We start from the raw sequence: 12,714 nt of genomic DNA on the forward strand, positions 1-12,714 counted from the left end.
GAGTAAGCGGGCGGGTGGGGCATTCGCCGAGATTCCGCCGGTAGCGGGAGGCCAGGTTCTTCCCGACCACTTCGCCGGGGTCAGGCACTCAGAGCAGCGAGCCAAGGGCAGCCATGTCAGCGGAGCAGGTGGGGATCGACCTCCGTTTGTTGGGTCCGGTGCGGGCCTGGCGGGACGGCAGCGAGCTCGTGCTCGGCTCGGCACGTCGTACCGCCGTGCTCTGCGTGCTCGCGCTGCACACCGGGCAGCGTGTCTCCCGCGACCAACTGGTCAACGCCGTCTGGGGTGAGGACGCGCCGCCCAGCGCGAACGGCAACATCTACACCTACGTCTCCACCCTGCGCCAGATGCTGGAGCCGGCCCGGAGCCGGTGGGCGGCGGGTCGGCTGTTCAGCTCCGGCGGCGGCATGTACCAGCTGCACCTCCCGCCGGACTCGGTCGACGTCCTCAGGTTCGAGTCGCTGCGCGAGACGGCCCGGCGGCAACGGTCCGCCGGGCACACCGACGCCGAGCTGGCCGCCGTCGCGACGGCCCTGCGCCTGTGGCGTGGCGAGGCGCTCGCCGGGGTCCCCGGGCCGTTCGCCGAGCGACAGCGGCTGCGTCTGGCCGAGCTGCGGCTCGCCACCGCCGAGCGGTACGCCGAGTTGCTGACCGGGAGCGGACGCCTCGATGAGGCCGCCCATCTTCTGCGTGAGCTGACGCCGGACCGTCCGCACCGGGAGAACCTGCGGGCCGGACTCGCCGCCGCGCCACCGGAGACGGGCCGACCCGCGAGCCGGTCCGTGGTGACGGGCGGCGGCACGCGGCCCGGGGGCGTACCGTCCGAGCCGGCCGGCGGGCCGGGAACTCCCCCCGGAGGCGTCCCGGCGGCCGGGCCCGGATCTCGTACCCGGACCGGCACGGCTCCGCTGCTCGGCCGGGACGCGGTACTACACCGGCTGCGCCGGGCCGTGACCGAGGTCGCCGCCGGGCGGGGCGGGGACATCCTGGTCGAAGGTCCCGCCGGCATCGGCAAGACCGCCCTGCTCACGGCCGCGCTGCGCACCGCCCCGAACGGGTGCCGCGTCGGCTGGGCGGTCGGGGACGAGGTCGCCCGGGACGTCCCACTCGGCACCCTGAGCGACTGCGTCGAATCCGCCCTGGGGGCCGGACCGGACCATCCCACGGTGGAGGCGCTGGTCGCCGCGTCCGTCTCGCCGGAGCGGCCCGACGACGCCCGTCGCACCGGGCGGGCGGACGCCGAAGGCACGGACCGGGCGGACGCCGACGCGGCAGAACGGGCGGTGGAGCTGGTCCGGCGTGCCGCAGCCGAGGGCCCGCTCGTCCTCGTCGTCGACGACCTGCACTGGGCCGACCCGACCACGCTGCGGGCCTGGGCCATGTTGGGCGGGCAGGCGAGCGAGCTACCGCTCCTGCTGGTCGCCGCCGTCCGGTCCGGCTCGGGACCGGCGGCCGGACGGTCCGCCGCCGAGATCGTCACGCTCGGTCCGCTGGACTCCGGCTCGGCGGGCGCGCTGGTCCGGGCGGTCGCTCCGCAACCGCCCGAGCCCCAGGAACTGGCCCGGATCATCGACGATGCCGACGGGCACCCGGAATACCTGCGGCAGCTCGCTCTGACCGCGAGCGATCCGTTCCCGGCGGCCGGTCTGGTCGCAGCGGTCGGGGCACACCTCGCCCCGTACCCGGAGGACACCCGCCAGGTGCTGCGGGCGGTCGCGTTCCTCAGCGCGTACGAGGTGCGGTCGCCGGGCACGCAGCCGGCCGGCTGCACGATGGCCGAGGTGGCCGCCGCCACCGACCACCACCTCGACGATCTTGCCCGGATGCTGGCTCCGGTACGTGCCGCCGGGATCCTCGCGCCCGGAGACCGGCTGCGCTTCCGGCACCGGGTCGTGGTCCGCGCCCTGTGCGGGAGCACCCCCGCCGCGCTCCGGGTCACCCTCTGCCGTCGGTACGCGGAGCGGCTCGCCGCGGCGGGCACCGCACCCGAGCGGGTGGTGGCGCTGACGCTCGCCGGGGAGGTGCCGGTCGACGACTGCTTCGGCGGCTGGCTGGCCGATCACGTCGAACGGGTCGCCGAAGCGGCACCGCAGATCGCCGTCGCCGCACTCGCGCACGCTCATGCCCAGCACGCCCTCGCCCCCGCCCGGCGGCTCACGCTCACCGCGTGGCTGGCCCGGCTGCTGCTGCGCGCGGATCGGAACGCCGCAGCCGAGGCCGGCTGGGTCGCCGCGCGTACCGCCGATCCGGAATTGGCGGGTGAGATGCGCTGGATAGCCGCGCACAGCCACGAGCGGCGGGGCGACTTCGAGACAGCGGCGGAGATCGCCCACACGGCGTTGCGGGAGCGCCGGATCGGCCCGCAGTGGATCGACCGGCTGCGGGCACTGCTCGGGCGGATCCGGCCGAGCCTGCCGGGCAATCCGACCCAACCGCACCTGTCCCGGTCCGGGCTCGTCGGCGAGGGAAGGCCCGACCTCCCGTGACCGGTGTCGTCCGTCGTGGCATTCCCCTCCCGCCCCGCACGGCGGAGGGTCGATGCTGACCACACAGGAAGAGCCGCTGCGGGTGTCCGTCCTCGGGCCGGTCCGGGCCTGGCGCGGTGACCGGGAACTGTCGCTGGGTCCGGCCCGGCAACGAGTGATCTTCGCGCTGCTCGCCACCGCCCTCGGGCGCGACGTCGGGCGGGACGAGCTGGTCGCGGGGGTGTGGGGACCGTCGCCGCCGACCACCGCGGTGGGCAGTGTCTACACGTACGTCTCCGGGTTACGTCGTAGCCTCGGGCCCGGGTCGCTGACCTCCGGTCCGGGCGGCTACGCCCTGCGCCTACGCCCGGAGGACCTGGACAGCGAACGGTTCGAGGCGCTCGGCGCCGAGGCGGAGCGGCTGCGTGCGGCCGGCGACCGGACGGGGGCCGTGGCCCGGCTCGACGAGGCGCTGCGGCTCTGGCACGGCGAGGCGTACGCCGGGCTCACCGGCGATCGTCTCGACGCGGAGCGGATCCGGCTCGCCGGGCGGCGGCTCGACGCCGCCGAGCAGCGGGCCCGGACCCTCGTCGAGATGGGCGACGACGGCGTGGTGGCCGATCTCGCCGTGCTGGTCCGCGACCACCCCCTGCACGAGCCCCTGCACGAGCTGCTGATGCACGTCCTGCACCGCAGCGGGCGGCGGACCGAGGCGCTGGAGGTGTACCGGGCGGCCCGGGAAACGCTCCACGCCGAGCTCGGCGTCGAACCTGGCGCTGCCCTCGTCCGGCTGCACGGGATCGTCTCCGGGGAGCCGTCACCGTCGCGCGACGGGCCGGGAGTGCCGGCAGGGTTCGCGAACCGGACGACGCGGGACGGGCCGCGTCCGGCGGCCCTCCCCGGCCGTGACCCCGAACTTCGGCAGCTACGGGAACTCGTCGCGGCGGTCGCCGCCGGTCAGGGCACCGTCGTCTGGGTCGAGGGCGAACCCGGCATCGGCAAGACCAGGCTGCTCCACGCCGCGTTCGACGACGCCGCCGGGCGGGGATGCCGGGTCGCCTGGGGGCTCGCCGAGGAGCCGGACCAGCAGGTGCCGCTCTCGACGGTGACCCGGGCGCTGGGGCTGGCGGCCGACCTTGCCGGAGGTAACCCGCCCGCCACCGGGCCCGACGGGATCGCCGGGGTGGTCGGGACCGCCACCCCGGCGGTGACCGAGCGGGTGCTGGCCGAGGTACGCGCCGCCTGCTCGACCGCTCCCCTCCTGCTGGTCCTCGACGGCCTGCACGGCGTCGACGGATCCGGTGCCCCCTTCTGGGAACGGCTGGTCGCCCTCACCCGCCGGCTGCCCCTGCTGGTGGTGGCAGCCGCCCGGCTGGAGCCGGGCGCCCCGGAACTGGCGCGACTGCGCCGCGCCGTCCAGGCCCGGCAGGGTCACCTGCTCCACCTTGAGGCCCTGCCCGCGAACGTGGTCGAGCAGGTGGTCACCGGCCTCGTGGGGGTGTCCCTCGGGCCGAACCTGGCCGAGGTGGTCGCCATCTCGGCGGGTAACCCCCGCTACGCCCACGAGCTGACCACGGCCCTGCTGCGCAGGGGCGCGCTGCGGGTGGTCGACGGTGTGGCCGACATCCCCGACGCCACCCCGATCGACGCCCCACGCCCACTGCTCGCGATGATCCGCGCCACCATGGACAGCCTCACCGCCGACACCCAGGAGGTGCTCCGGACGGCTGCGCTGCTCGGCATCCGGTTCTCCGTCGACGACGTCGGCGCGGTGGCCGGCCGCTCCGCCGTCGACCTGGTGTCCAGCCTGGAGGAGGCGCTCGCCGCGCGGGTCGTCGTGGACGCCGGCACCGACCTGGCCTTCCGGCACCGGTTCCTGCGGCAGATGCTGTACGAGAGCATCCCCGTCCCGGCCCGGTCGGCACTGCACCGGCACACCGCCGAGGTGCTGGCGGTCGGTGGCAGTCCGGTGGATCGGGTGGCCGAGCAGCTCGCCGCAGCCACCTCCACGGTGGACGGCTGGATGGTGTCCTGGCTGGTCGCCCACCACGTCGAGCTGGTCCGCCGGACGCCGTGGCTCGCCGGCGAACTGCTCCGCCGGGTGCTCGGCACCGACCGGCCCGATCCGGGGCAGCGGGAACGCCTGCTGATCGCGCTGGTCCGGCTCGATTTCCGGTACGGGCGCCCGGCACTGGACGAGGCGCGGGAGGCGTTCCGGCTCGCCTCCGACCCGGCCGACCGCGCCGAGATGCGTCACCTGCTCGCCGCGATGACCCACCGCGGCGGTGACGTCGCGGCGGCGCTCGGCATCGTCGAGGAGGCGCTCGCCGACACCGCCGTACCCGCGCTCTGGCACACCCGGCACCGGATGCTGCTGGCCAACTTCCGTCGGGGTCCGCTCGACGACCTCGACCGGGCGGACCGGACGGCGACGGCGCGGCGCACCGCCGCGCTCGCCGCGAACCAGCCGTACGACGCGGTGTTCGCCCTACAGACGACCTGGTTGACCAACACCATCCGGCGCGACCACGAGCGGGCGCTGGAGTACGTCGACCGCGCGCTGGACATCATGCGCGACCACCCGTCCTTCACCGGCCTGTACCTCGACCTGCTCGACAACCGGACGTTCACGCTCCAGAACCTGGACCGGCTGGAGGAGGCCGAGCGGACGCTGCGCGAGGCCGCGCTCTTCGCGTTGCGGCACCGGCTACCGTCCGGACTGCACGTCGCCGCAGCGGTGCAGCACTACTGGTCGGGCCGCTGGGACGACGTGTTGTCCGTGGTCAGCGCGGTCACCGACGACCCACTCGGGTCCACTCTGCTGGGCACCCGGGAGCCGGGGGCGGTCGCCATGCTGCTGCACGGCGCGGCCGCGCTCGTCGCCGCCCGCCGGGGCGACGCCGTGTCGGCCGGCGGGCACCTGGACTCGACCGATCTGCTGCCGGCCACCGAGGCCGAGCGCGAGAGCGGTGACTTCCTGATGGTCGCCCGAGCGTCGGTCGCCGAGCAGCAGGGGCACCCGGAGCAGGCCCTGCACCTTCTCGACCCGCTGCTGGTGCCGGCGTACGCGCCGTTGATGATGCGGCACCAGTGGCTGCCCGACACCGTCCGGCTCGCGCTGGAGCTGGATCGACGCGACGTGGCCGAACAGGCGGCGGCCATCTGCGCCGACGAGGCGGCCCGGGAGGTCCGGCGGGGGCGGGCCCATCCGGCGGCGGCACGGTGCCGGGCGCTGCTCACCGGCGACCCGGAGCCGGCGCTGGCCGCCGCGGCGCACTACCGCGCGGTCGGCCGGGTGGTGGAACTGGCCGCCGCGCTGGAGGACGCCGCCGCGCTGCTCGCGGCCAATCGGCGCCCACACGAGGCGGCCCGGACCGGCGGCGAGGCGACGGATCTGTACGCGATGCTCGGTGCCCGGTGGGATCTGCGCCGTGCCCGCCGCCGGCTCGGCGAGTACGGCGTGGACCTCTCCCCGGGCCGGCGGCCGCAGGACGGGGACGCTCAGCGCACCTCGATCTCGTACAGCGAGAAGCCGTAGCCGCCGACGCGCCGGGTGCCGTACATCCGGACGTAGCGGCCGGTCGCGTCGTCGGCAGTGATCCGCTCGACCCCGCCCCGGCCCGACGAGGTGCGGTGCAGCGTCGTCCACCGCCGGCCGTCCGGGGAGACGTCCACCCGGTACTCGGTGGCATGCGCCAGTTCCCAGCGCAGCACGACCTCCTTGATCCGCCACTGCGCGCCCAGGTCCACGGTCAGCCACTGCGGGTCGCTGAACTGGCTGCCCCACCGGCTCATGTGGTCACCGTCGACGGCGTTCGCGGCGGCCCAACGGGCATCCTCCATGCTGGAGGCGGTCGCGGGTCGACCGAGGGCCAGGTTGCGGCCGGAGGTGTTCACCAGGGCCCGTGGTCCGGGGCTGGTCGTGGGCCGGGAGGGTTCGATCACGCCGGCCGGCGTGCTGCGCGACCCGGTCGGTGTGGGCGCGGCCGAGCGTGGAGGTGTCTGCTCCGGGGCGGGCGTCTGCGCGGACACCGCGCTCGACGGCGACGGCGACGGCGACCCGGCCGACGGTGACGGGGCGGCACCCGCCTCCGGTCGGTCGTCCGCGTTGGCGACAAGGCCGGCGACCGTCACCCCGGTGAGCACCAGCAGCGCGGCCAGGCCGCCCAGCGCCGCCCGCCGGTGACGAGCCGACCGGACCGGCAGGTCGGGAACCGCCGCCGGTCGCTGATCGACGGTCGGCGGTGTCGGTGTCGGTGTCGCAGACTGGTTGCCCAGCAGTATCGCGAGCAGTTCCGGGGCGGTCGGCCGGTCGGCGGGATCCTTCGCCAACGCCGCGCGCACCGGTTCCCGAAGGGATGCCGGCAGGCCGTCGAGCTGCGGCGGCTGGGTGAGGATGCGCGCCGCCGTCGCGGACGGCGAGTCGCCCTGGAACGGTGTCCTCCCGGTGCCGGCGAAGGCGATCACGCAGCCCCAGGCGAACACGTCGGCCGCAGCGGTCACCGGTCTCTCCGACTTACCGGAAAACCGTTCCGGGGCCATGTAGGCCACCGTGCCGACCATGACATCGGTGCGGGTGTGCTGGCTGGTGGCCTCGAAGGACCGCGCGATACCGAAGTCGATCACTTTGGGGCTGCCCGGCGCCAGCAGGACGTTGTCCGGCTTGAGGTCGCGGTGGATGATGCCCGCGCCGTGGATCCCGGTCAGAGCGGTGGCGACCCCCACCGCGAGCGACTGCAACGAACCGCCCCGCAGCGGGCCCCGTTCGGCGATCACCTCGTCGAGGCTCGGGCCGTCGATGTACTCCACCACCAGGTACGGCGGGTCGTGGTCGAGGTCGGCGTCGAGGAACTCGGCGGTACAGAACGACGGCACCCGCCGGGCTCGCTCGACCTCGCCACGGAACCGGCGGGCGAACTCGGCGTCGGTCGCGAGGTCCGGATGGATGAGCTTGATCGCGACGTAGCTGCCGTCGTCACTCTCCGCCAGGTAGACCAATCCCATGCCGCCCCGGCCGAGCCGGCCGACGAGCAGGTAGTCACCCATCCGCTCCGGGTCGGTCGAGCGCAACGGGCTCACGCGGTACGCGGTGTCGATTATGTCTCCTTTTTGGACGGAACCGACGCCTCCGCGCCGAGCACCTACGCCGGCATCGTCAGGTATACCAAGACATCAAACCATCGACAACGAAACGAACTATGGCCGGGTGGCGCTCGCACCGGAGCGGCGAACCGCGACGCGACACGTTTTCGGGGAGCGGCCCGGACGCTTCCCGTCATGCGATGCCGGGGAGGCAGGCGAAGCGGGGCACCGTCGCACCGCCGACCCGGCCCCGTCGACCGGTCGCCGCCCACCGCTCGTGGCAACGGAGCAGCGACGTCAGGGCGAGGTCGTCGAAGGGACCACGCCCGCGGACCGGCTCCTCGGCGGCGAGTTCCCGCAGCAGCAGACGGCCGGGACGGTCCCGCCCCGGTCGCGCCGTCTCCAACACCTTGAAACGGGTGCCGGGCAGGAACAACACCCGATCGGCGGCGCGATGGTCGTCCTCCGGCTCGAGCAGCCGGGTCCGGCGGGCGGTCATCGACCAGAGCAGGACGTCGACGTTGCCCGGGACGCTCACGGGCGGTTCGGTCAGCGCGTGGGTGAACCCCCAGTCCGTCAGCGTTTCCCGCGCGGCGATCTCCCGCAGGTCGTCGGCGGAGAGCGTGGCGGTGAGGCAGGCGGCACCACGGTGTGACGGCAACCGGGCGACCCCGGCCGCCACGCACCGGGCGAAGGACACCGCGTCGCCGGCCGACCCGGAGCGCAGCGCCCGGTCCACGGCCTCGCCCGGGGACGACAGGTATAGGCGCACGGCGACCGTGTCGACCAGCGGGCCGTCGCCCGTGTGCAGGCGTGGATGCTCGGCGAGCAGCCGGGAGATCGAACTGGCGGCGACGTCGAACTCCTGGCTGAACCGCTGCCGCAGCCACAACCGTTCGGCGTCGAGCCCGTTCGAGGTGGGTAGACCCTGCGCGTCCGGCGGCGGGGTGGTCTGGAACCGCAGGGGCCGCCGGAGGGCGTCGGGTGGACAGGTCGCGGTCTCCGCCGGGACCACGGCGGACGGCACGGCCGGACCACGGGTCTGCGGCGTAGCCGGACGGTCGACCGGCGTCCGGGCCGGACGGTCGACCGGCAACACGACCGGGGTCGGGGCGGGTCGTGTGGTGGGCATGGCGTCCCGCACGACGGCCGGATCGGCTCGCGTCGCGGTCGACCAGGCCCGTGTGCGCACGTCCCGGCTCGTCGCCGGTGTGGCGAACGCGGGCCGTGCCGGCGCGTCGGGAGTGTCGTGGGGAGCATCGACCGGGTCGGACTGGTCCCAGAGCGCAGCGACCACGGAGGGATCCGCCGGGCGGCCGGACGCCGTCCGGGTCCGAACCGGCGCAGGCGGCGCGAGGAACGGGTACGGCGGTGCGGCGACCGGGCGCGACGGCGGGGCGACGGGTGGCGACGGCGGGGCGACCGGGGCTAGCCGACCCCCGGCCGTCCCCGTGGGCCGGCCGGCGAGCGTCCCGGTGCCCCCGGCGCTGGCCGACGGGGCGATCTCGGAAGGGGCGGCGGTGCCCGGAGGCGACACCCTGACCGGGACGGCGGCTCCCGGGTCCGTGACGGGCGCGGTCAGGAAATCGGCGGCGGCCAGGGTCGGCCCGCCGGTCACCGCCCGAAGGCCCGACGTCGCCGCCGGCACCCAGGACGGGGACTGGGGTCCGGGGACGGCCATCACCGCGAGGGCCTCGGCGGGTGGTGGTGCCACCTCGACCGGCTCCGCCAGGGCCAGGTCCGCGGCGGTGAACCGGTAGGTCAGTCCGTCACCGAGGCCGGCGTCGGCGCTGTAGGGAGGCCTTTCCCGCCGGCCGGCCGCCACCGCCGACGCGAGGTGCAGGGTGCTGCGGGCACGGGTGGCCGGATCCAGCCGGGCGGCCAGGTCCTCGGCGAGTTCACGGAAGCGCGGCACCCGGGACGGGACCGTGTCGTCGACGATGAGGGCATGCCGGGTCGGATCGGCCGGATGGGCCCGGATCCGGCCGGCGTTGCGTGGGGTGTCGTCGGCGCGGATCCACAGCCCGGACTGGACGATCTCGACGACCGCGTCTGCGGCGTAGCGGTGGGCCAGTGGACCGACCGGTTCTCCGAGCAGCGCCGGGGCGTGGTGGCTGAGGATCCGTGGCAGCTTGGCCGCGGCACCGGGCGTGGTACGCGGCGTGAAACAGAGTTCCCGGACGAGAACCTGCCAGCCGAGGCGGCCGTCCGGTGTGACGGTGTGCATGTGCGCGCGGTCGGGCCGCCCGACGGGGATGCCGCCGAAGCAGACCACGGGTGACTCCAGCACGTCCGCCAACTGCTGGCCCAGCACCCCACCCGCCGGTAACTGCACCGGGCCGTACTGCACGAACCGGGCGTGTCGCCGGCCGTCCGGGTCGAGTTCGCGCCAGAAGCGGGCGACGTCGTCGATGGCGAGGGGTGGCGTGCCGGGGCAACCGAGGACGACCGTCATCGCCTCGGGCTGGCAGGGCAGCGCGGCTGTCAGCCACTGCCAACGGCCGCTGACCACGGCCGGATCGCGGGTGTCGCGGATCCAGACTCCGCCGGGGATGGGCTCGACCGCGCCCACCGCACTGGTCGGCCGGAACCGCGCGGCAGCGGCGTCCCAGGCCGGGGCGGGGTAGCGCTGGGACTCCCAGACCGGCGTCCGGCCCGGCCGGTAGCGCACCCAGCCACTGCCGGCGGCGGTGTCCGCGAAGAGGGTTCCGGCCACCGCGCGGACGGTCCGCCCGTGCGGGGTGACGACCGGGCGGCGTAGCCGGTCGCAGAGCCACTGCGCGGCGATGGCGCCGGTATCGGCGGATGCCCCGCAGACGACGAGCCGGATGCCGCGCCGACTCCCTTTCAACGCCGCGGCGACCGACCGCCAGGTGCCGACCGGCAGGTCGTGGTGGAGATCGAGGACGACGATGTCGTGGTCGGGGTCCTCGGCGACCGCCAGGGCCAGCGACCGGGCCTCCACGCTGATCCGTTCGTCGGAGTGCAGGACGAGCGCGTTGCCGACCCGGTGCCGGAAGATCCCCGCTGACGCCTGGCTGCGGCGGGAGCCCACCGTCCACATCAGGTCGTACTCCTCACGGCCACCACCCTGCCGGTCAGTAGAGATTGATCTCGATCACGCCCAGCTTCTCCTGAGCCAGCGTGACCGCGTTGGCCGCGGCGGCCCGGATCGACTGGGTGATCGCGTCCTGCAGGGCCGTCACGTCACGGGTGTCGAACACGGCGGGACTCACCTGCACGGCCTTGAGCTGCCCGAGACCGCTGGCCAGCACGACCACGGTGCCATCGGCGGAACGGCCGGTCACCAGAGCGTGTTCGAGACTGGCCTGCGCGTTGCGTAGCCGCTGCTCGAACGCGCGTCCGGCCTCGATCATCTCGTCGCGTGTGGGCTGCTGCTGCGACATGGCGTCTCCTCTCAGCCGACCGCGGCGAGGCCGCCGTGGGGGCGGGCCGCCAGGACGGCCGGATCGTTCCGGCTGACCAGTCCGCTCAGGTCGGCCAGCGCGAGGGTCCGGGACCCGGTGGCCCGGCTCAGGCTCCGGGAGAGCAGGTGGGCGGCCCGCACGGTCCGCTCGGGTGCCCGCGCGGCCAGCCCGGTGAGCGCGGCCCGGACGTCGTCGGGGATCTCGTGACCGCGCCTCGTCAGGTGCCGCGCCATTACCTCGGCCAGTTCGGTGACGGTGAGTTCGGGGATGCTCCACGCCTGCCCGAACAGATCGGTGAGACCGGGCACCGCAGCCGCGAGTCGGGCCGGCACGGCCGGCTCGGCGATCAGCACGACGACCGGGTCGCCCAGCCCGGCACGCATCTGCTCGACCAACGCCTCGACGATCTCCGGCGCGCCACCGGCACCGTCGTCGACGTAGTCGATCACCAGGGTGCCGCCGGTCGCGTCCTGGAGCGCGGCCCGGACCAAACTGTGGACCTGCCCCGGCCACTGCGGGGCGAGGTGCTCGGCGGTCGAGACCCGCACCACCTGGCCGACCGGGACCAGGTCCAGTTCGGACAGGGCGGCGGCGTAGTGCCGGACGAGTTCACTGCGACCGCTGCCGGGTACGCCGGAGAGCAGGACGTTGCCGTGTCTGCCGTAGGAGCGGCGGCGATTACGCAGCCCGCAGAGCTGTAGCAGGGTCGCGCCGACCGCCTCGTGGGTCTCGGCCGCACCGACCAGCCGGCCGATCCGCTGCCAGCTCTGGGCGGCGATGATCGCGTCGGTCGGGTTCTGGCTCCGGTCGGGCTGGCTCTTCGGCTCGACCGGCAGGTCGTCCAGCACCGCCAGCTCGGGGGCGAGGTCCTCGGCGGTGAGCCGGTTGATCTGGGTGTCCTTGGTCGGCGGGGTGACCGCCAGCCGGGACGCCTGATTGTTGATCATTGCCTCGAACAGCTTGCGGGCCACCCGGCCGTTACCGAACGTCGAGGTCCTCGGAATCCGCTCGAAATAGGCGGTCAGCCCCGCGACGGCGTCGTCGGTCAGCTCGAAGTAGTGCTTGCGACACAGGTTCGAGGTGATGGTGACCAGCTCGTCGACCGAGTAGTTCGGGAACTCGATGGTCCGGGTGAAGCGGGACGCCAGACCGGGGTTGGAGGCGAGGAACTTCTCCATCAGCTCCGAATACCCCGCCACGATCACCACCAGCTCGTCGCGCTGGTCCTCCATGATCTTCATCAGCGCGTCGATGGCCTCCTGGCCGAAGTCCGGGCCCGATCCGCCGGAACCGGCCGACAGCGTGTACGCCTCGTCGATGAAGAGCACCCCACCGATCGCCTTGTTGACCAGCTCGGTGGTCTTGATCGCGGTCGAGCCGATGTACTGGCCGACCAGGTCCGCCCGGGCTGCCTCGATCATGTGGCCCTTGGCCAGGATGCCCAGCTCGGCCAGGACCGCGCCGTAGAGCCGCGCGACCGTGGTCTTACCGGTGCCGGGCGGACCGGCGAAGACCAGGTGCCGGCTCATCGGCGGCATCGGCAGGCCCATCTGCTGCCGGACCTGCGACATCCTGATCAAGTTGATCAGCGCGGTGACCTCCTGTTTCACCCCGCGCAGACCGATCAGGCCGTTGAGCTCACGCAGCGGTCCGTCCAGCTCCCCGTCCGCCGCGTCCCCGGCGGAAGGCCCGTCCGGGTCCGGGACCTCGTCAGGGGCGTACCCGGCGGGGGCCGGGGA

At 74.4% G+C, this 12,714-nt stretch carries 6 protein-coding genes; 2 read left to right on the plus strand and 4 right to left on the minus strand.

Annotated elements, in window-relative coordinates; genetic code table 11:
• Positions 1–158 precede the first annotated feature (158 nt).
• On the plus strand, positions 159–2,486 hold the full coding sequence (locus tag E1258_RS23330) for an AAA family ATPase (RefSeq protein WP_371688669.1): 2,328 nt from the start codon (positions 159–161) through the stop codon (positions 2,484–2,486).
• Between the two features lie 52 nt (positions 2,487–2,538).
• Complete coding sequence (locus E1258_RS23335) at positions 2,539–6,003, plus strand: BTAD domain-containing putative transcriptional regulator (protein WP_132404890.1); 3,465 nt, start codon at positions 2,539–2,541, stop codon at positions 6,001–6,003.
• Here the strand turns inward: E1258_RS23335 and E1258_RS23340 are convergent.
• From E1258_RS23340 to E1258_RS23355, 4 genes are all read right to left on the minus strand, one after another.
• Positions 5,967–7,544 carry a protein kinase gene (locus tag E1258_RS23340; protein WP_132404892.1) on the minus strand — a complete coding sequence of 526 codons (1,578 nt, stop codon included), beginning with the start codon at positions 7,542–7,544 and terminating at the stop codon, positions 5,967–5,969. The genes E1258_RS23335 and E1258_RS23340 overlap by 37 nt on opposite strands.
• A 196-nt stretch (positions 7,545–7,740) precedes the next feature.
• Positions 7,741–10,611: a hypothetical protein gene (locus tag E1258_RS23345; RefSeq protein WP_132404894.1), complete on the minus strand. Its 2,871-nt coding sequence runs from the start codon at positions 10,609–10,611 to the stop codon at positions 7,741–7,743.
• A 34-nt stretch (positions 10,612–10,645) separates the two neighbouring features.
• A complete protein-coding gene (locus tag E1258_RS23350; protein ID WP_132404896.1) occupies positions 10,646–10,954 on the minus strand; it encodes a YbaB/EbfC family nucleoid-associated protein in 309 nt (102 codons plus the stop codon).
• An 11-nt stretch (positions 10,955–10,965) separates the two neighbouring features.
• The coding region (locus tag E1258_RS23355; protein WP_132404898.1) for an AAA family ATPase at positions 10,966–12,714 on the minus strand (1,749 nt) is incomplete at its 5' end.

Source organism: Micromonospora sp. KC207 (genome assembly GCF_004348615.1).
GTDB lineage: Bacteria > Actinomycetota > Actinomycetes > Mycobacteriales > Micromonosporaceae > Micromonospora.